The 20223-nt window shown below is 54.2% G+C and carries 18 protein-coding genes and 2 tRNA genes; 10 read left to right on the forward strand and 10 right to left on the reverse strand.

Going from position 1 to position 20223, the window contains the following annotated elements; translation table 11 throughout:
• Window positions 1–39 precede the first annotated feature (39 nt).
• Together hspQ and rlmI are read right to left on the reverse strand one after the other, a co-directional pair.
• Entirely contained in the window at window positions 40–357 is a 318-nt protein-coding gene (gene hspQ / locus ACMHLI_RS04760; RefSeq protein ID WP_413528480.1) for a heat shock protein HspQ, read from the reverse strand.
• A gap of 123 nt (window positions 358–480) precedes the next feature.
• Window positions 481–1674, reverse strand: a complete 1194-nt coding sequence (rlmI, locus tag ACMHLI_RS04765) for a 23S rRNA (cytosine(1962)-C(5))-methyltransferase RlmI (protein WP_413528481.1) — start codon at window positions 1672–1674, stop codon at window positions 481–483.
• Between the two features lie 98 nt (window positions 1675–1772).
• Here rlmI and yccX point away from each other — a divergent pair, with 98 nt between their 5' ends.
• Entirely contained in the window at window positions 1773–2051 is a 279-nt protein-coding gene (gene yccX, locus ACMHLI_RS04770) for an acylphosphatase (protein WP_413528482.1), read from the forward strand.
• A gap of 9 nt (window positions 2052–2060) precedes the next feature.
• On the opposite strand, the gene tusE is transcribed toward yccX, so the two are convergent.
• Together tusE and yccA are read right to left on the reverse strand one after the other, a co-directional pair.
• The gene (gene tusE / locus ACMHLI_RS04775; RefSeq protein ID WP_413528483.1) at window positions 2061–2390 is read right to left on the reverse strand and encodes a sulfurtransferase TusE; all 330 of its coding nucleotides are present in this window, start codon (window positions 2388–2390) and stop codon (window positions 2061–2063) included.
• Window positions 2391–2527: 137 nt separating this feature from the next.
• Window positions 2528–3190 (reverse strand): FtsH protease modulator YccA, encoded by a 663-nt coding sequence (gene yccA, locus ACMHLI_RS04780; RefSeq protein WP_056769361.1) that lies wholly within the window; start codon window positions 3188–3190, stop codon window positions 2528–2530.
• Window positions 3191–3450: 260 nt separating this feature from the next.
• Between yccA and ACMHLI_RS04785 the strand changes: the two genes are divergently transcribed.
• The 6 genes from ACMHLI_RS04785 to ACMHLI_RS04810 all read left to right on the forward strand — a co-directional run bounded on the left by ACMHLI_RS04785 (window position 3451) and on the right by ACMHLI_RS04810 (window position 8601).
• Window positions 3451–3538: transfer RNA gene (locus ACMHLI_RS04785), tRNA-Ser, on the forward strand.
• Between the two features lie 195 nt (window positions 3539–3733).
• Window positions 3734–3821 (forward strand) — tRNA-Ser (locus ACMHLI_RS04790).
• 206 nt (window positions 3822–4027) lie between these two features.
• On the forward strand, window positions 4028–5116 hold the full coding sequence (locus ACMHLI_RS04795) for an ABC transporter substrate-binding protein (RefSeq protein WP_413528484.1): 1089 nt from the start codon (window positions 4028–4030) through the stop codon (window positions 5114–5116).
• A 77-nt stretch (window positions 5117–5193) separates the two neighbouring features.
• Window positions 5194–6963 carry an ABC transporter permease gene (locus tag ACMHLI_RS04800; protein ID WP_413528485.1) on the forward strand — a complete coding sequence of 590 codons (1770 nt, stop codon included), beginning with the start codon at window positions 5194–5196 and terminating at the stop codon, window positions 6961–6963.
• On the forward strand, window positions 6956–8026 hold the full coding sequence (locus tag ACMHLI_RS04805; protein ID WP_413528486.1) for an ABC transporter ATP-binding protein: 1071 nt from the start codon (window positions 6956–6958) through the stop codon (window positions 8024–8026). Before ACMHLI_RS04800 ends, ACMHLI_RS04805 begins: the two co-directional genes overlap by 8 nt.
• An 83-nt stretch (window positions 8027–8109) precedes the next feature.
• Window positions 8110–8601, forward strand: coding sequence for a GNAT family N-acetyltransferase (locus ACMHLI_RS04810; RefSeq protein WP_413528487.1), 492 nt, complete (start codon window positions 8110–8112; stop codon window positions 8599–8601).
• Window positions 8602–8613: 12 nt separating this feature from the next.
• Here ACMHLI_RS04810 and ACMHLI_RS04815 read toward each other — a convergent pair whose 3' ends face one another.
• Complete coding sequence (locus ACMHLI_RS04815; RefSeq protein WP_413528488.1) at window positions 8614–9213, reverse strand: cupin; 600 nt, start codon at window positions 9211–9213, stop codon at window positions 8614–8616.
• 239 nt (window positions 9214–9452) lie between these two features.
• On the opposite strand from ACMHLI_RS04815, the gene osmE reads away from it, so the two are divergent.
• Complete coding sequence (gene osmE, locus ACMHLI_RS04820) at window positions 9453–9785, forward strand: osmotically-inducible lipoprotein OsmE (RefSeq protein WP_413528489.1); 333 nt, start codon at window positions 9453–9455, stop codon at window positions 9783–9785.
• A gap of 38 nt (window positions 9786–9823) precedes the next feature.
• On the opposite strand, the gene ACMHLI_RS04825 is transcribed toward osmE, so the two are convergent.
• The 4 genes from ACMHLI_RS04825 to puuD all read right to left on the reverse strand — a co-directional run bounded on the left by ACMHLI_RS04825 (window position 9824) and on the right by puuD (window position 14447).
• The gene (locus ACMHLI_RS04825) at window positions 9824–11551 is read right to left on the reverse strand and encodes a potassium/proton antiporter (RefSeq protein WP_413528490.1); all 1728 of its coding nucleotides are present in this window, start codon (window positions 11549–11551) and stop codon (window positions 9824–9826) included.
• 166 nt (window positions 11552–11717) lie between these two features.
• Entirely contained in the window at window positions 11718–13031 is a 1314-nt protein-coding gene (locus ACMHLI_RS04830; RefSeq protein ID WP_413528491.1) for an NAD(P)/FAD-dependent oxidoreductase, read from the reverse strand.
• 50 nt (window positions 13032–13081) lie between these two features.
• Window positions 13082–13639 carry an HTH-type transcriptional regulator PuuR gene (gene puuR / locus ACMHLI_RS04835; RefSeq protein ID WP_413528492.1) on the reverse strand — a complete coding sequence of 186 codons (558 nt, stop codon included), beginning with the start codon at window positions 13637–13639 and terminating at the stop codon, window positions 13082–13084.
• Between the two features lie 4 nt (window positions 13640–13643).
• Window positions 13644–14447, reverse strand: a complete 804-nt coding sequence (gene puuD / locus ACMHLI_RS04840; protein ID WP_413528493.1) for a gamma-glutamyl-gamma-aminobutyrate hydrolase — start codon at window positions 14445–14447, stop codon at window positions 13644–13646.
• Window positions 14448–14824: 377 nt separating this feature from the next.
• Between puuD and ACMHLI_RS04845 the strand changes: the two genes are divergently transcribed.
• Entirely contained in the window at window positions 14825–16249 is a 1425-nt protein-coding gene (locus ACMHLI_RS04845) for a glutamine synthetase family protein (protein ID WP_413528594.1), read from the forward strand.
• A 463-nt stretch (window positions 16250–16712) separates the two neighbouring features.
• The gene (locus ACMHLI_RS04850; RefSeq protein ID WP_413528494.1) at window positions 16713–18089 is read left to right on the forward strand and encodes an APC family permease; all 1377 of its coding nucleotides are present in this window, start codon (window positions 16713–16715) and stop codon (window positions 18087–18089) included.
• A 597-nt stretch (window positions 18090–18686) separates the two neighbouring features.
• Here the strand turns inward: ACMHLI_RS04850 and sbcB are convergent.
• Complete coding sequence (gene sbcB / locus ACMHLI_RS04855) at window positions 18687–20114, reverse strand: exodeoxyribonuclease I (protein ID WP_413528495.1); 1428 nt, start codon at window positions 20112–20114, stop codon at window positions 18687–18689.
• Window positions 20115–20223 lie beyond the last annotated feature (109 nt).

The raw sequence follows: 20223 nt of genomic DNA on the forward strand, positions 1-20223 counted from the left end.
GCTGCAACGGCAGGTTTTTTTAATGTGCTTTGCTGATGATCAGTTACGCAGACGTGGCGCCTGAAGCTGGCTGCGAACCGATGCGGCCAGGTCATCCAGAGACGTTTGCTCCGGGTGCGCCCGTGCTGCTTCGTGATCGATCTGAATTTCAGCCAGATAAGTATGCACTGGCTGGCCTTCATCATCTTCCATCACCACGTGATACCAGGGGGCAGCTCGCAGAGAGTCGTCAGTCGCGAGTTCAGCGATATCAGGCTTTTCCAGCGAGTACTGGGCATCGACATCGATTACCACGCCTAAATAGCCCAACATTCTGTGGCGGACCTGCTGGCCGATACCAAATTTACTGGCAATCATAGTCATCTCCTGAAATTAGTGTCTTATCTTCTATATGGAGATAAAACGCGCTGTTTCAAGTTTCGACCACTTAATCCACTAAACATTCGCCGGTCTGCGGCTAAAACAGCACACCGTGATCAATCAGTTTGTCACCAGACAGGCGAAACCTTTCAGATATAAGCCTTCCGGATATGCGCCGGTCACCGGATGGTCGGCGGCCTGACGAAACTGTTCGACGAACTGAATTTCGCGATGGGCGTCGAGTGCAGCGTCGGCCAAAATCTTCTGGAAAAGATCTGTAGGCAACAGGCCGGAACAGGAGAAGCTCAGCAGGATACCGCCGGGACGCATAAGTTGCAGAGCCAGCATATTGATATCTTTGTAACCACGGCAGGCACTCGCCAGCTGGTTCTTGTTCTCCACGAACTTCGGCGGGTCCATCACAATCATGTCGAACTGTCTGCCTTCGGTGCGGTATTTACGCAGCAGCTGGAACACGTCTTCGCGCACAAACTCTGCTTTGGACAGATCCAGCTTATTCAGCTCGACGTTCTGACGCGCCACATCCAGCGCCGCCTGAGAAGTATCGACGTTGGTCACTTTAGTACAACCGCCCATCAGCGCCGAAACGGCAAATGCGCCGGTGTATGAGAAGCAGTTCAGCACGTCACGGCCCGCTGCATAGTTACGTGCGGCAAGGCGGCTGTCGCGCTGGTCGAGATAAAAACCGGTTTTATGGCCTTCTTTGATATCCACCAGCAGGCTCATGCCGTGTTCCTGAATCGGCAGCAGGGCAGGAGGCTCATCGCCCAGCACATGCCCCTGCACCATTTCCAGACCTTCTTTCTTACGCACGGCCACGTCGGAGCGATCCCAAATCGCGCATTCCGGGTAGCAGTGTTGCAGGGCGGCAATCAGCGGCGCGCGCTGATATTCCGCACCGGCAGACAGCAATTGAAGGACCAGGAAGTTCTGGAAGCGGTCGATGGTGATACCTGGCAGACCGTCGGATTCACCGGCAATCAGGCGGTAACCGTCCAGACCGTCGCGTTTGGCGATATAATTACGCCAGTTCTGCGCCTGCTGTAAACGGTGGATAAAGAAGTCGATGTCAATCTCTTCATCCTGGGTGAAGGTCCAGACTCGGGCACGAATTTGAGATGACGGCGAATAGGCACCGCGCGCGAGCCATTTGCCCTGACTGTCTACAATATCAATAGTGTCGCCGGAATTGGCTTTGCCATCGATGCGCTGAACAGCGCCGGAAAACACCCACGGATGGCGGCGCAGAAGAGATTTTTCGCGGCCTTTGGCCAGAATTAAACGTGCAGTCATAGAATTAGGTTCTGTCGGTTTGGAGACAAAAAAGAGCGACATTGTCCGGTCATGCAGGTGAAATTGCAACGAACCATACCGCTAACGGAGAGATTATTATGGCAACAGTCAGTATAGCCGCCTGGGTGCACGGCATGGTGCAGGGCGTCGGTTTTCGTTTTTCCACGCAACATCAGGCCACCGCATTAGGGCTCACCGGTTACGCCAAAAACCTGGAAGACGGCAGCGTAGAAGTGGTGATGTGCGGCGAGCAGGAAAAAGTGGAACAGTTGTTAGCCTGGCTGAAACAGGGCGGTCCGAAACATGCGAGGGTGGATCGCGTGCTCAGTGAACCGACCGCACCCGGCAATTACAGTGATTTTAAAATCAGATACTAAAGCGCGGCGCTACAGGCATTTCACCGGTTTTGGCAGGCCCGCAATTTTCGTGGCCTGCCTGGCCGGGCCTTTCGGGAACAGCCGGAACAAATAGCGACTGTTGCCTTTTTCTTCGCCATATTTTTGTGCCATGGCTTTTACCAGCATGCGCACTGCGGGCGACGTATTGAATTCGAGATAAAATTCGCGAACGAACCGCACCACTTCCCAATGTGCCTCGGTCAGCTCGATACCTTCTTCTTCCGCCAGGAGCGGCGCCATGCCTTCCTGCCAGTCTTTACTGTTTTTCAGGTAACCCTGTGCGTCGGTTTCAATAACCTGACCGTCAAACTCCAGCATACAACCTCAAACCTGTAAAAATGCAGTGACCAGTTTAGCAAAAAGCCGTGCCTGACAAAATAAAAAGCCCCGCGGGAAGCGGGGCTGCAATTTACTTCGGACTTAATTAACGGCGGACTACGCCCAATAAAACCCAATCAGTTACGTGATGACAGGCCGAGGATGCTCAGCAGGCTGACGAACACGTTGTACAGCGAAACATATAAGCTGACGGTAGCGCGAATATAATTGGTTTCGCCGCCGTGAATGATGTTACTGGTTTCCCACAAAATCGCGCCCGCCGAGAACAGAATGAACAGGCAACTGATTGCCAGAGACAGCGCAGGGATTTGCAGGAACAGGTTCGCGACCACCGCGACCAGCAGCACGACAAATCCAGCCATCATCATGCCCGACAGGAACGACATGTCTTTACGCGTGGTCAACACGTAGGCCGAACAACAGAAGAACACCAATGCTGTACCGCCGAGCGCCAGCATAATAATGTCACCCGCACCGGCTGCCAGCAGCGAGCTCAGCAACGGCCCGAGCGTGTAACCCATAAAACCGGTCAGCGCAAAGGCGGAAAGAATACCGGCCGGACTGTTTGCGGTGCGATAGGTCAGGAACATCAGGCCATAGAAGCCGACAATCGTCAGCAGGAAGCCCGGCGATGGCAGACGCAGAACGGTACTTGCCGTTGCAGTTATGGCCGAAACACCTAAAGTCAGGGCCAGCAGGAAATACGTATTACGCAATACCCGGTGTGTGCTTAACAACGAGCCTGCGCGCGATGACGAAGAGGCAACGTAACGATCCATAATAAAATTCTCACTCTTATAAAAGGATTGGAGTCGGTGAAAATACAATCAGACTGGAGTGTAAGTAGTTGCGCAGCGTCATTAAAGTCGTTTTACCCTTCTTTACCTCGCCGAACGGGGCAGGGCGCGGTTTGCTGACGCCAAAATCGCCGTAATGATGCTTAAATCATCATTTACGATTTGAATGCCTGTTTTTCAGGCGATTGAACGGGATCAGGCTTTACAAGAGGATCGGCACTGTTTATAGTTCGCTTCGTTGCGGAGGGGTGGCCGAGCGGCTGAAGGCACCGGTCTTGAAAACCGGCGATGGGAAACCATTCGAGAGTTCGAATCTCTCCTCCTCCGCCATAAACAACACAAGAAAGCTGCTAAGCAATTAGCGGCTTTTTTTGTGCCTGTGATTTGGGTGAATTTAAACGAGCGTGGTTTAAATGCTCATAAAATCAACAAACTAGACTGAAAATAATGTTTGCATCTTTTCATCGGTCTTGTATACTACGCCCCGTACTGAACGACTGACGTCGAGAAGTGCTTGTTGTTTACGGAGGGGTGGCCGAGCGGCTGAAGGCACCGGTCTTGAAAACCGGCGATGGGAAACCATTCGAGAGTTCGAATCTCTCCTCCTCCGCCATAAACAACACATCAAAGCTGCTAAGCAATTAGCGGCTTTTTTTGTGCCTGAAATTCCTGCCTTCTCCGTGGTTTTAATGGTGTTAATTGCCTAAAAAACGCCCCGAATCACACTTCGGGAAGATAAAAAATTTACCCCATTGCCTGTCAGATGTTATGCGCTATGTTGATTTTTAGTTTCTCAAATGTAACTAGAGGTTAACAATAATGTCGAATAAATTACGTATCTCTCTGATTGCTTCCGCTGTACTGATGTCTTCCTCTGCAATGTCAGCATTACCTCAGGGGTATCCGGCCGATTATCAAAAAATCGTCGATGCCGCGACCAAAGAAGGCAAAGTGGTGGTGTATTCCACCACGGACACTAAAGCCGCAGGCCCGCTGATTCAGGGGTTTGAGGCAACGTATCCGGGTATCAAAGTCGAATATAACGACATGAACAGTACCGAACTGTACAACCGTTATATCAGTGAGCAGGCCGCAGGCGGCACCAGCGGCGATGTGGTCTGGAGCTCATCGATGGACACCGCGCTGAAGCTGGCGACCGATTACGCTCAGGAATACAAATCGCCGGAGCAGAGCCAGTTGCCGAAATGGGCGGTGTGGAAAGACAAAGCCTACGGCACCACCTACGAGCCGGTGGTGTTCATCTACAATAAACGGCTGATCCCCGCGGGTGACGTCCCTGATTCCCACGCGGCGCTGGCGAAGCTTATCGCCAGCCAGACCGACAAATTCAGCAAAAAAGTCACCACCTATGACATCGAAAAATCCGGTCTCGGTTTCATGCTGTCGGTACAGGATTTCAAAGCCGATCCCAATTATTTCAAAACGCTGGCTGACGTCGCCAAAGGTGGCTTAGCGGTACAGTCTTCTACCGGTACCATGATGGAGAGGGTCTCCTCGGGCGAAAACCTGATCGGCTTTAACATCCTCGGCTCCTATGCCGAAGCCCGCGCCAAAACCGATCCGTCACTCGGTATTTCCTATCCGAAGGATTACACGCTGGTGCTTTCCCGCGTTTCTTTCATCAGTCAGGAATCGAAAAACAGCAACGCAGCCAGACTGTGGCTGGACTATGTGTTGTCTGAGAAAGGCCAAAGCATTCTGGCGAATCAGGCCGACATTCCGTCCATCCGTAACGATATCGAAGGCAAAAACGACATCGATGGTCTGACCAAAATGCTGGGTAACGCGCTCAAGCCAATTCCGGTCGATGAAACCCTGCTGGAATATCTGCAACAGAAAAAACGTCTGGATTACATCAAACAGTGGCGTACCGCCGCCGCCAAATAAGAATTACGGAGGCGTCCGCGCCTCCCTTTCTCTTGCCTGATTCCGTTGTTCAGGGTTCCTGACCTAAGGGAAGTAACATGAATGCATTGCGCAGAAAGTGGCAAAGTTTGCCGCGTGGCATTGTGGTGCTGATAACCGCGCTGGCTATCTACACTCCGTTGTCGTTCATCGTGATACAAAGTTTTCTCTCCGCGCCTTTCTTCTCGCCGTCGAAAGAGTGGAGTCTTGAGTCGTTTGAGTTTATTTTCACCGATCCGGATTTTTACAAGGCGCTGAAAAGCGGCTTTATTCTGGCGTTCGGGCTGGTGGTGATCGCTATCCCGCTGGGCGGAATTCTGGCGTTCCTGATGGTACGCACCGATTTGCCCGGCAGGCGTCTCATCGAGCCGCTGATTCTGGTGCCGATTTTCGTCTCGCCAATGGTTCTGGGGTTTGGTTATGTGGTCGCTGCCGGGCCGGTAGGCTTTTTCTCGCTGTGGGCGCAGGCGATTCTCGGATTCGTGCCGTGGAATATCTACGACATGTCGAGCATCGTGGTGATCGCCGGCCTGACCCACGTTCCGCACGCCTATCTCTATATTTCTTCGGCGTTGCGCAGCGTTGGATCTGACGTCGAAGAGGCCGCGCGAACGGCCGGCGCTTCGCCGTTACAGGTCATGACCGCTGTCAGCCTGCCGATGGTGCGCCCGTCTATTTTGTACGCCACGGTGTTGTTGTTCTTCCTCGGGCTGGAAGTGTTCGGCCTGATGCTGGTGCTCGGCGACCCCGAAGGCAACATGGTACTGGCGACCTATCTCTATCAGTTGACTAACAAACTCGGAACGCCTTCTTATCATCTGATGGCCGCCGTCGCTGTGGTGCTGATTTGTATCACCATTCCGCTGGTAATGTTGCAGCGCCGCCTGATGCGCACCGCCAATCGCTTCGTCACCGTTAAGGGAAAAGCGTCGCAGGCGCGGGCGTTACCGCTGGGTAAATGGCGCTGGGTGGCGGGCGCAGTGGTGGCTTTCTGGCTGACCGTGACCATCGGCGTCCCGCTTTTGGGTGTGGTTCTGCGGGCGTTCATCTCCAACTGGGGTGTCGGTGTCTCACTGTGGGATGAGCTGTCGCTGAATACTTTCCGTACCATCTGGGAGCAGCCCAATCTGCTGCGTGCCATCGTCAACTCAATGGCTATTGGCGTGATCGGCGGGGCGCTGGCCGTCGCCTGTTATCTGTTTATCGGCATCGCCATGCACCGCAAACCTGATGGCGTGACCCGTTTCCTCGATTACAGCGTGCTGGTACCGCGCGCCGTTCCGGGGCTGCTGGCCGGTCTGGCCTTCCTGTGGTTATTCCTGTTCCTGCCTATGTGGCTGGATAATGCGCTCAAATCGGGCTGGCTTTCCGGGATGCCGTGGTCGCAGTGGCTGCGCGATAACCTGGTGGTCTGGTTGCGATCGCTGCGCAGCACGATTTTCAGCGTCTGGCTGGCATATACCGTGGTGTGGATGGCGTACGGTCTGCGGCTGATTTCCTCGACGCTGTTGCAGGTCGGGCCGGAGTTGGAAGAGGCGGCGCGCAGTGCCGGAGCGACACGCGGGCAAATTACCCGTCACGTCACCATTCCGCTGTCACGTTACGGCCTGATTGGCTCCTGGCTGCTGATGTTCCTGATTTTCGAACGCGAATATTCCACCGGTGTGTATCTGCTTTCACCCGGCACGGAAACCATCGGTTCGATGCTGGTTTCCCTGTGGGCGGCCGGAGCGATTGATATCGTCGCCGCGCTCTCCTTTATTAACATCCTGCTGGTGGTGTTAGGTCTGGGTATTGCCCTTCGTTTTGGAGTCAAATTACATGATTGAATTATCGGTCGAGAATCTGCACTTAACCTACGGCGACAATCCTGTGCTGAAAGGTGTGTCGATGGATCTGAAGCGTGGCGAAGTGGTGTCCTTACTCGGGCCTTCTGGCAGTGGCAAAACTACCTTACTGCGCGCGGTCGCCGGGCTGGAAAAGCCGACGCAGGGCACGATCATTATCGGAAAAAATAAAGTCTACGACGGCACGCCGCGCAGCGAAATTCCCGCCGAGGAGCGCAATCTCGGGCTGGTATTTCAGTCCTATGCGCTATGGCCGCACAAAACCGTTTTCGAAAACGTCGCGTACCCGCTGAAACTGCGCAAGGTAGCGTCGGGTGAAATCACGCAAAGAGTGCAGGCGGTGCTGGATCAGCTTGGTCTGGGGCATCTGGGCAAACGCCATCCGCATCAGCTTTCCGGTGGTCAGCAACAGCGCGTGGCGATTGGTCGTGCGCTGGTGTATAACCCGCCGGTGATTTTGCTCGATGAGCCGCTGTCTAACCTCGATGCCAAGCTGCGCGAAGAAGCCCGTGTGTTCCTGCGCGAACTGATCATCAAACTTGGCCTGTCGGCGCTGATGGTGACGCACGATCAGAACGAAGCGATGGCGATTTCCGACCGCATCCTGCTGCTTAACAACGGCAAAATCGAACAGCAGGGCACGCCGCAGGAGATGTACGGTTCGCCCAAAACGCTGTTTACCGCCGAATTCATGGGCAGTAACAACCGACTGCATGGCAAAGTTACCGACGTGCGCGACGGCAAAGCGCGCATCGAAGGCAAAGACTGGGCGTTGTGGGGGCAGGCAGGCGAAGGCGTCCAGAGCGGGCAAGAGGGCACGGCGGTGATCCGCGTCGAACGCGTGGTGCTGGCCGACGGGCCGGGGGATAATCAGCTGGAATTACCGCTGCTGACCAGCATGTACCTTGGAGATCGTTGGGAATATCTGTTCCGCACCGCCGGCGATGATTTCGTAATCCGCGCCTATGGCACCGATGTACGTGATCCTCAGCACTGCCATCTGGCGTTGCCGGAGCAACATGTGTGGATCTTCCCGAAAGTTTAACGAGTTAACTTAAGGCAACGGCTTGACACTCGCAGGGGGAATCCGCAAATTGGTTCCCCCTGATTGTTTAAAACGGTTTTTCCATGACTCAAAACACCTCCCCCACTGATACCGTAAAAATCGCCAGTCTGGCTGATGTCCCGCAATACCTTGAGACTGTCACCGAATATCTGCACGGTGAATGGTCTGATTTCGCCCACTGGGCACAAAAAGATTTTATTCGTCAACGCCTCGAACAGCGTCTCCTCAGTCGTGGCCGCCAGTGTGTGTTAATCGCATTGGATGAAAACGAGCAGGTGGTGGGAACAGCTGGCGTGATGCGCTATGAGCTCAGCGATGTCGCCGAGCGCAAATACTGGCTCGGCGAAGTGTTCACCTGCCATCATCTGCGCGGGAAAGGGATCGGTTCGGCGCTGGTCAAAGCCTGTATCGAGCGTTCACGTGCTGCCGGTATTGATACGCTGTGGCTGTATACGCCCGATCAGCAGGGCCTGTATGGGCGTCTCGGCTGGCAGGGGGTGGAACAGCGCGAGCAGTCCGGTGAGTGGGTCACGGTGATGAAATTACCGTTGTAATACGCTCGTTTTTTATTTCTGATGCCACGTGATCATACTGCCCTCGTTGTGTCCGGTCACCGGATCGGTCGCAGGCAGCGGTACCGCAACGACAGCTTTGGTTCGCGCCGTCAGCTGCGCGGGCTCGTCATGACAAAGATCGGCCTTCATTTCGGGCGGATATGCGCCCACCAGCATGAATTCCTCATCGGCGGAAATCTGTTTATGACCGATGCCCGCCGGTAAGAGCAAAACATCCCCCATCTTCACTTCAATGATTTTCCCGTTCTCGCCACCGAGTTGTAATCTTGCCGTACCGGCAAATACGCCCAGCGCCTCATGAGTGTTCGAATGGAAATGGGTAAAGGTGTACACCGGGTAGCGCCACTGCGGTGGCCAGCCATTGGAACGGAACAGATGCTCGAGGTAATCGGCATTATCGACGACGTTAGGTGGGATAACGCGGTGATAAATCATGACGGGGAGTTTGTTGTTGGGCACGCCACCCGAAGGTTTATCAATCAGCAAGGTTTCCATCGCGACCTCTCTGGGAGTGGCAAAAGCAACCGGGGGAAGCGGCATCAGCGCGATGACCCCCAGTAACGTAACAAACCGACGTCGATCCACAGGCATCAGGGCGTGCTCCTTTTATCTCAATGGCTTACCTCATTCAGGTATAGAACAAAATTGCCTGAAAATCATCTTTTCTAAGACAGTTTTACAGGGGGCAAATAACAGGCAGGCTTATCAGATAAAACTTAAAAACTGTAGCATTCAACAATTAGAAGTCCTGAACACTGGATAAATGCCTTATGTCTTCTATGCTTAAGTGGCTTATACAAAAATAGAAAATGGCCTCAGGAGGAGATGTTATGAATAAGAAAATGTTACTTGTGGTTGCTACAGCAGTTTCTGTACTGGCAGGTTGTCAGACTTATGACCGCGCAGCGAGCTACGTAAAAGAGCCAGTGGTCAGCGATGTTAAAGTCGGTATGACGAAATCTCAGGTTCGCGCTATTGCAGGGCCACCGTCTACAGAAGCGACGCTTATCCATGCGAAAGGCACTTGCCAGACGTATGCTGTCGCTCCGCGTGATGGTAAAGCACAGACCTACTTTGTCAGCTATAACGACACCGGTCATGTCATGAACAAAGGCTATCAGTCCTGTTCAGACTACGACAAAGACCCGCAAGCTACTCAGTAATTTAAGCGCCTCCCCCTGCAAAGGGGGAGGAAATCAGATCAGGCCTTCTCCGTCACAATCCTCACACCGACTTTACTGACCCGGTTGCCCTCCATCTCGGCAATTGTCCACGTCAGCCCATCCCATTCAATATGGTCACCGATCACCGGTTCACCGCCCAGCAATCTGATAACGAAATGCCCCAGCGACTGTGACTGATCGACGGTGTCTTCCAGATTCAGGCCGTAAAGTTGTGAAATCGCATCCAGCGGCGCATCAGCCTGCAAGATGAAATCCCCGAAGAAACGGTCATCGAGCACCACTTTATTGCTGTCGCTGAACAGTTTGCCCAGTTCCGGCAGGTGTTTTTCCTGGCCGATGACACACAGAATATCGCCTTCTTTCAGCCGCGTACTGCCGGTCGGGTGCAACATCTCTTTGCCACGGAACAGGGCGGCAATACGCGTTTCCTGCGGCATCTGCAAGTCACGCAGCGCCGCGCCGACGCACCACTTCTCCGAACCCAGCTGGTAGATAAACTGCTCCCAGTCGTTATACACATCGATATCCAGCCCGACGCGTGAAATCGGCGTCGGCTGCGGTGGTACCAGCACCTTGGCTTTTTTGGCTGCGAAACCCAGCGACGTGCCCTGCACCAGCAGCGACACCAGCACGATAAAGAACGCGACGTTGAAGAACAGGGTGGCGTTAGGCAACCCGGCCATCATCGGGAAAACGGCCAGAATGATCGGTACCGCGCCGCGCAGGCCTACCCAGGAGATAAAGAACCGTTCGCGCAGGGTGAAGTTTTTGAACGGGATCAGGCTGACAAATACCGACAGTGGGCGTGCCAGCAGGATCATCCACAGGGACAGCGCCAGTGCAGCAACGGCAATCGGCAGCAAATCGCTTGGCGTCAGCAGCAGGCCGAGCACCAGGAACATGCCGATCTGGCTCAGCCACGCCAGCCCGTCGAAGGTTTGCATAATCCCGTGGCGGTTGCGGATCGGCATGTTGCCGAGCATCAGCCCGCACAGGTACACGGCCAGAATGCCGCTGCCTTCCAGCGCCATAGTGGCGGCGTACACCAGCAGGCCGCCGCTGAAGGCCAGCAGCGGATACAACCCGGCTGCCAGCGTAATTTTGTTGATGAGTTTGTGCAGCAGCCAGCCGCCGCCGACGCCAAACACAATGCCGAGGCCAAACTGGCGCACCACATCGACCACAAACATCAGGCTCAGCCCGTGTTCGCCCTTAGAGATCATGTCGATGAGCGTAATGGTCAGGAATACCGCCATCGGGTCATTGCTGCCGGATTCAATTTCCAGCGTCGCGCTCACGCGTTCGTTCAGCCCTTTACCGCCAATTAACGAAAACACCGCTGCCGCATCAGTTGAGCCGATAATTGCGCCAATCAGCAGGCCCTGCATGAGGTCGATTTTAAACAGCCACGCCGCCGCCATGCCGGTCAGCCCGGCGGTTATCAGTACCCCAACCGTTGCCAGCGACAGGGCCGGCCACAGCGCCACGCGGAAAGAGGACGCACGGGTGCGCATCCCGCCGTCGAGCAGAATAACGGCCAGTGCGAGGTTACTGACCAGATAGGCCGCCGGATAATTATCGAACGCAATACCCCCGATGCCGTCGACGCCCGCCAGCATGCCGATGGCAAGGAAAATGACTAAAATAGGGATGCCGAGCTTAGAAGAGAACGAACTGAGCAAAATGCTCGCTGCGACTAACAGGGCGCCAATAAAGAAAAGTGTGTTGATCGTGCTGGCGTCCAAGATAAATCTCCTGTCAGTGCAAAAATATGGCTAAGGCGCCATTAGAAAAGCGCTCCTTAATTTATCAGGAAAATGAGGGCGTTGCTGAGTTCATTTGGGATTTTTATTAACCTAATAAGGCTTTCCGCCGGATCGGTAACCCAACCGGCGGAAAGATGAGGAAAGGCTAAACGCCCAGACGATCACGCAGGGAATAATAGGCCGCGCCAAGCATAGTGAAAGGCACCTGGAAGTTGCGGCCACCAAAGAATGGCATATGCGGCAGGCGGGCGAAGGCATCAAAACGCTCGGCGTCGCCGCGCAGTACTTCGGTGATCAGTTTCCCTGCCAGATGCGTCAGTGTCACGCCATGTCCGCTGTCGCCCTGCATATAGTAGATGTTGTTCTCCAGCCGCCCGAACTGCGGCAGGCGTGAGAGAGTCAGCAGGAAATTACCGCCCCAGCGATAATCGATTTTCACGCCTTTCAGCTGCGGGAAGGTGCGGTTGAGCTTGGGCAGGATCACAGAATCTATATTCGGCGGATTTTTACCGCCGTAGGTCACGCCGCCGCCGTACAGCAGCCGGTTATCCGCGGTAAGACGGAAATAGTCGAGCAGATAGTTGCAGTCTTCCACGCAATAATTATTCGGCAGCAATGACAGCGCCATGTCTTCTGAAAGAGGTTCAGTGGCGATGATTTGTGAACCACACGGCATACTCAGACGCGTGAGGCGCGGCGCGAGTTGCTGGCTGAGATAAGCGTTGCCCGCCAGAATCACAAACTTCGCTTTCACCTGACCCTTCGCGGTGTGTACACGAGCCGGATCACCGTGTTCAATGCGCGTGACCGCCGAGCCTTCGAAAATGCGTCCGCCGTGACGGCGTATAGCTTCGGCCTCGCCCAGCACCAGATTTAACGGGTGAATATGCCCGCCATTCTTATCCAGCAGCCCGCCGACGTAGCGGTCGGTGGCTATCTCGCGGCGAATAGCACTTTCATCCAGCAGGGTTAATTCGGTATGGCCGTAACGGTTCCACAGCTTTTGCTGGTCACGCAACCTGGTAAGCTGGCGCGCACTCAGTGCGGCAAACACGCAGCCCGGCCGGTAGTCGCAGTCGATGGCGTACTGGTCGATGCGCTGGCGGATAATGTTCGCGCCTTCAAACATCATGCTGCCGAGCATATCGGCGGTCTGACGGCCGTAGCGGTCTTCGATGACATCAATATCGCGGCTGTAGGAATTGACTACCTGACCGCCGTTGCGCCCGCTGGCGCCCCAGCCAACGCGTGCAGCTTCCAGCACCACTACGTCGTAACCGGCTTCACAGAGATATAAAGCAGAGGAGATGCCGGTGTAACCGGCGCCGACAATGCAGACATCGCACTCAATATTGTCAGTCAGCTCCGGCCATGGCGCGTGCGCGTTGACGGAGCTGGCATAGTAGCTGTCGGTGTGGGGCACGCCGGCAGCGTCGGGACTTCGTGTGTGAGTACTCATAGTGACATCCTTCTTTTGGTTCCCGTTGTCAGGCCCAGATCCTGCGACAACTAGAAGGTATTAGGGGTATGTGCGCTAACTATCCTGCAAATTCGCGTGGAAATATTACTGAAGCTGTGTGGGTTGGCGGTATTGATGGCATAACTCTGCCCGGCACGCAGCGGATAACTCTGACCATTGATGGTTAAAATAATCTCCCCTTCTAACAGGGTGCCGACTTCCTCTCCCTGATGCTTGATTTTGTCGCCGGTGGTGCTGCCGGGCTGATAAGTTTCCAGCAGCATGGCGACCGCGTGGTTGGGCGTGCCGTTGTGCACCATTTTCATGGACACGCCACGGCTGCCGATTTCAATCAAGTCTGCCGAATTGATGACAATTTTTGGTTTGTCACTCTCGCGGGCTTCAGCAAAAAATTCGGATAACGACAGCCCGTATACCCGCAACAGTTTTTGTAACGTGCTGACGGCGGGGCTGACTTTATCCTGTTCGATGGTACTGATGGCGCTGTGGGTCAGGCCAGACAACTCGGCGGCTTTGCGTTGAGACATGCCGAGTTGCTGACGAATTTCAGAAAGCCGGCGGCCAGGCGCCAGACTGACTTCGCTCATCCGTCTATTCCTCGCGAGCGCTCCGGGCCTGATGGCCTTTGCGGCAGGCATTAATAAAAGCGTTGAACAACTGACGAGACACCGGGTCCGTCAGGCTGTGCCATTCAGGATGCCACTGCACCCCCAGAGCAAACGGATGATCGCGAACGCTAACGGCCTCTACCAGATTATCCGGCGCACGGGCTTCCACATTCAGTTCCGCCCCCAGCGTTTTTGCCCCCTGACCGTGCAGGGAGTTCACCTGAAACTGCTGATAATCGGGTAACAATTCCGAAAGTAGTCCGCCCGGTTCGATATGCACCGGATGCACGACGTTATATTGGTCGTCATGTGGCAGGCTGGTGTCTTCGCGGTGATCCCTATAGCCCGGCACCTCCTGCACCTTGCGATACAAACTGCCGCCGGTCGCGACGACCAGTTCCTGCATGCCGCGGCATGCCGCAAATAAAGGGATCTTTTTATCCAGCGTGGCACGGATAAGTTGCAGGCTCAGACGATCGCGCCCCGGATCGGCGAGTGCCTCGACACCTTCTTCACCGTACTGATGGGGTTCAATATTGCTGGGGCTGCCGGTGAGGAAGATGCCGTCAAGACCGCGGAGGATCTGATCTATTGCACCTTCGCGCGCCGCCAGTTCATGCGGCAGACAGACGGGCAGGGCGTCGGCGTTAAAAATGGCGTCCAGATATTTTTCGTGGACGGTGAGAGCCGGGTTTTCATCAACGGTGTTTTCACACATTACTACCCCAATGATCGGTCTGTAGCTGGTCTGTTTTCCAGCGGATGCCGTGGAAAATATATTGCCCATAATACCGCCTCGTTGAGTGGATGAATGAAATGACAGCGGGCGTCTCTCCACACGCGGCTGTTCGGAATTATTTCAATGATTCTGGCCTTCTTCTGACCAATTTAGCAGCGCATTGATGGCATTTCAAACTGAGTTGTTATCAAATTGTATGTGTTGCAAAAAATTAATGTTAAGGCTAGGGTTAATCATATGGCCTATATTTTGAGCACGGTCGGGCGGATAAGCGAATCACTGTGATAACTGAGAATGAAGACTCATGAGAAAACTGCGTTGAACAGAGCAATCAAACGGTAAGGCTTAACCGGCAGGCATCATGGTGGTGCCGTTGACGCCGGAAACCAGCAAATGGCGGAAAACCTATGCAAGCGACTCAACTGATGAATGAAATTAAGAAAGAGATTAGCGAGAACGAACCTCTTGCTAAGCACATTGAAGAGCGAAGTAGCGCGTTCCAGGATGAAGTGTCTCAATACCTGGAGCGTCACCCGCTTACCCTTCACGTCGACGTCCTGCTCACCGATCTCAATGGTTCCTTCCGCGGCAAACGCGTTCCCGTCTCTTCATTACGTAAACTCGAAAAAGGCTGCTATTTCCCGGCATCCGTATTCGCCATGGACATTCTCGGTAATGTCGTGGAAGAAGCGGGCCTCGGCCAGGAGCTTGGCGAACCCGATCGCAACTGTATTCCGGTTCCCGGCACCTTAACGCCTTCAGCCTCTGATCCTGAGCACACCGGGCAACTGCTGCTGACTATGCTTGACGAAGATGGCACTCCCTTTAACGTTGAACCCCGCAATGTGCTGAATCATATCTGGCAAACATTGCGCCAGCGGGGCCTGTTCCCGGTGGTAGCGGTAGAGCTGGAGTTCTATCTGCTTGACAGGCAGCGCGACGCTGAAGGCTTTATCCAGCCGCCATGTACACCCGGCACGCAAGAGCGCAGCATGCATACGCAGGTTTATTCTGTAGATAATCTCGATCATTTTGCTGATGTGCTGAGTGACATCGACCGTCTGGCGCACATTCAGGGCTTGCCGGCTTCTGGCGCGGTGGCGGAGTCCTCTCCGGGTCAGTTTGAAATCAATTTACAGCACAGCGAAAATATTCTGCGCGCCTGCGACTATGCCCTGATGCTCAAGCGTCTGGTGCGTCTTGTGGCGGAAAATCACGAAATGGACGCCACCTTTATGGCGAAACCTTATGACGAGTATGCTGGCAGCGGGATGCACATCCACCTGAGCGTACTCGACGACAATGGCAAAAACCTGTTTGCCAACGCCAATGGCGATGACTCCGAATTAATGAAACGGTCACTGGCCGGGATGATTGCCCTGATGCCCGCGTCGATGGCGGTGTTAGCGCCGAACGTCAATGCGTTCCGCCGCTTCCAGCCGGGCATGTATGTGCCGACGCAGGCATCGTGGGGGCATAACAACCGCACAGTTGCACTGCGCGTGCCGTGCGGTGGCGTGGCCGATCACCGGGTTGAATATCGTGTGGCCGGTGCTGATGCCAACCCGTATCTGGTGGTCGCCACCGTGCTGGCGGGAATGCTGTACGGGCTGGACAACGATTTACCGCTGCCGGAACCGGTGACGGGGAACGGTCTGGAGCAGGAGGGCATTCCGCTGCCTATTCGTCAGAGCGATGCTTTGTATGACTTTGATGAACAACCGGCGTTGAAAAAATACCTCGGCGAGCGTTTTTCGCAGGTTTATCACGCCTGTAAGTCAGATGAATTATTGCAGTTTGAACGCCGTGTAACGGAAACAGAAATCGACTGGATGCTGCGTAACGCATAGTGAATGGTTAACAGACATGCACATGATGTTCAAAACTGGAAAAGAAATTGTAACTGGACGCCACTGATTGTTGTCATTCATGCGTGATTTGTGCAAAATACGCCGCACTGCAGATAACCGACGCTTAAAGGCGCCGGTTATTTTTTTTGTATGTGCAGTACCCAAACTAATTTAACAGAGGCCGGACCCAGATCCGGATAGATAACAAGGTGCGTGTGCGATCCCAAATTCAAAACGGTCGCCACTATGAGGAAATGTAAAATGGGGCAATACTTCAAACCTGTACCGGTGCCCGCCGGTGCTTCTTTCAGCTGCAGCCACCTTCGCTCAGCCTTCACTTCCATGTTCAGCGATGTGAAGATCAATCCCCCGTTTACTGGTAATAACTCACGAAGTTTTCCCTGTACGTTGCGTTCAGAGGCGTCTAAGCGCCCGGTGTCTGCAATCCAGGGAGGGCTGAGCCATGTCTGCTAATGTTTCTGCCGCTCCGGCACCTCAGCGCGCACAACTGCGTAAAACCCTGACGCTGGTTCAGGTTGTGATGATGGGCCTGGCCTATCTGCAACCGATGACCATTTTCGATACTTTCGGTATCGTCTCCGGCCTGACCGATGGTCACGTCGCGACTGCGTACATCTTTGCACTGATTGCCGTTCTGTTTACCGCCGTGAGTTACGGCAAACTGGTGCGTCGTTTCCCGTCCGCCGGTTCTGCTTACACTTACGCACAGAAGGCGATTAGCCCTCACGTCGGCTTTATGGTGGGCTGGTCATCTCTGCTGGACTATTTGTTCATGCCGATGATCAACATCCTGCTGGCAAAAATTTACCTGGAAGCCATCTTCCCGGGCATTCCGTCGTGGATCTTCGTTACCGCGCTGGTCGCACTGATGACTGCGTTCAATCTGCGCGGCATTAAAGTGGTAGCGAACCTGAACAGTATTATCGTGGTCGTTCAGGTTGCGATCATGGTGGTCTTCCTCGGGCTGCTGGTGCATGGCGTGTACATGGGCGAAGGTATGGGAACGCTGGCGACCACCAAGCCGTTCTTCAGTGAAAACGCGCATGTGGTGCCGATGATTACCGGTGCGACTATCCTGTGCTTCTCGTTCCTCGGCTTCGACGGCATCAGCTCGTTGTCTGAAGAAACGCCAAACGCGGGTAAAGTCATTCCGAAAGCGATTTTCCTGACGGCGCTGATCGGCGGCATCATCTTCGTAGTGGTGTCTTACTTCCTGCAGCTGTACTTCCCGGACATTTCGCGCTTCAAAGATCCGGACGCTTCTCAGCCTGAAATCATGTTGTACGTGGCCGGTAAATTCTTCCAGTCCGTCATCTTGTGCTTTAGCTGCGTGACCGTTCTGGCCTCCGGCATGGCCGCTCATGCGGGCGTATCACGTTTGTTATACGTGATGGGCCGCGACGGCGTCTTCCCGGAAAAAGTGTTCGGTTATGTGCACCCGAAATGGCGTACCCCGACGTTCAACGTCGTGCTGGTAGGGGTTGTTGCGATGTCAGCGATAACGTTCGATCTGGTAACCGCGACGGCGCTTATCAACTTCGGTGCGCTGGTCGCTTTCACCTTCGTGAACCTGTCGGTAATCTCGCAGTTCTACATTCGTGAGAAGCGTAACCAAACCTTTAAAGATCATTTCCATTATCTGATCCTGCCGGTGATTGGCGCACTGACCGTCGGTGCCCTGTGGCTGAACCTGGAATCGAGCTCAATGACGCTGGGTCTGGTCTGGGGCGCGATTGGGTTGGGATACCTGGCATTTATTACCAATGCTTTCAGGAAGCAGCCACCGCAGATGAGCGGAGAAATCGCCCCCGAGGCGTGATGGATGGCCCTTTGGAAAGGGCCGGAAACTTTTTTTGCAGAAGGCCGCTGCAATGGCGGCCTTTCAAATCTGATCGAGATGATTTCGGTTTCTTAATTGCGGTGATCTCTTAACGCGCAGCGCCGAAACCGAGCAAAGGGGGAAGTGCTTTCCCCCTTTGCATTCCCCCCGCTTTTTCAAACACGCGCTATTGTCTGGCCGATGGACGTGTTCTGCGAGTTTCGCGTGTGGCTAAAACCCTGCCGCTACGCGGTGCCCTCTCTCGGTCTTCGAGCCTAAGGTCTCGAAGCCGCTCCGTTCGGCAGGATTTTTTGATCGCGCCATTTCACCATTTTTCAAAGTCAAAACCAGATGAATTTTGAGCAAAGTGTTTTGCTTTTAAAGTGATCCGGGCGGGCCAAGTTGCGGTAATAGCGGGAGTTTATGAAACATAGCCGATTTGCATGGCACTGGTTTGAAAAAGCGAGGGGAGTCCCGAGGGGAAAAGCTTTTCCCTCGGGTCGGTTTCGGCGCGAAAGGTCAGGCAATTACAGATATTGAGAAACCGAAATATTCTCGATCAGATTTAAAAAGCCGCCATTGCGGCTCTTGTGCAATCTACGAAACCAACTTTTTCCCATATTCAAACAGCGCCCCGAGAAGCGCTATCTTCTCCGCATCCCCCTCATGCAAGTTATAGAGCGATTCAAGCTCAAAAATATACGCCTGCACGCGCTCATTAGTGAGCTTCGTCTGCCGGTGCGCCATCCATCGTTTTTGTTCGGCGTCCGTCAGCGTCTCGGGATAATTCCTCGCTCTGAAGCGAAACAACAGAGGTTCGATACGTGAATCGTTAAACGTCAGATCCAGCGCAGGGAGGTTCTCGGGGCGAGTTTCAAGGAGAATGCGCATCGCGGCGCGATCGGCGTCGCTGAAGAAACCGTCATACAGGCGGGCATCAACGTCCTCGGAGGCGACAAAAGGCTCGGCTTCGGCGAACATTGTCACCACCTTATCGCGCACCTGTGGATTCTGACGCAGCAGTTGCAGGTTCTCCAGACAACGCTGACGATCAATTCCTAAGCGCTCGGCATTTTCCGGCAACAGCGTTTTTGCCGGGGCAAGCACCGGACATTTATTGATGTGTACCAGCTTGACCGGCAGAGGAGACTGGCCGGGCTCGAGCGAATCGCGGCGGCTGTACAGACGTTCGCGCATCTGATCGGGATCGAGATCCAGCAGCGTCGACATATCACCGGCCAGATCGCACATGATCACGGCATTTTTATTCTCAGGATGCCACGCCAGTGGCGCGACCCACGCAGTGTTGCCGCGTGCGGCACCAAACATACCGGAGACATGAACCAGCGGTGCCATAGACGGGATGTCGATAAGCTGGTTGAGTTTGTGTTTACTGCGATGCTCCAGCAGGAAGCTGAACAGACGCGGCTGCGCCTGCTTCACCAGCTTGGCCATGGCAATGGTGGCGTAAACGTCAGCCATCGCATCATGAGCATTTTCGTGTTCGATACCGTTGGCTTTGGTCAGGTGCTCAAGGCGGAAACTCGGGAAGCCTTCGTCATTTTCCGGCCAGTTGATGCCTTCCGGGCGCAGCGCGTAGCAGGCGCGCATCACGTCGAGTAAATCCCAACGGGAATTGCCATTCTGCCAGCTGTAGGCGTACGGGTCGTAAAAGTTGCGATACAGAATGTTGCGGCTGACTTCATCGTCGAAACGGATGTTGTTATACCCGACGATACAAGTGGCCGGTACGCTGAAGGCTTTATGGATTTGCGCGGTAAACTCCGCTTCGTTCACGCCGCGTTCGAGAGCGATTTGTGGCGTAATGCCGGTGATCATCACCGCTTCCGGCTCTGGCAGATAATCGTCAGACGGGCGGCAATAGATGACTAACGGTTCTTCGATGATATTGAAATCTTCGTCAGTTCTTACCCCGGCAAATTGTGCCGGACGATCCAGCGCCGGATTTTTACCGAATGTCTCGTAATCGTGGAAATAAAAGGTTTTTTGCGGCTTGTCTGACATTACGGAGATAACCTTATCACTGCGGGAATGGGACGAAACTGCGGATAGGATACCATCCGTCGGCCTGATGTCATGACAAAATCCTCTGCTCTGGAAGACGGTACTAAAA

This window comes from Rahnella inusitata (genome assembly GCF_965118895.1).
Taxonomy (GTDB): domain Bacteria; phylum Pseudomonadota; class Gammaproteobacteria; order Enterobacterales; family Enterobacteriaceae; genus Rahnella; species Rahnella inusitata_A.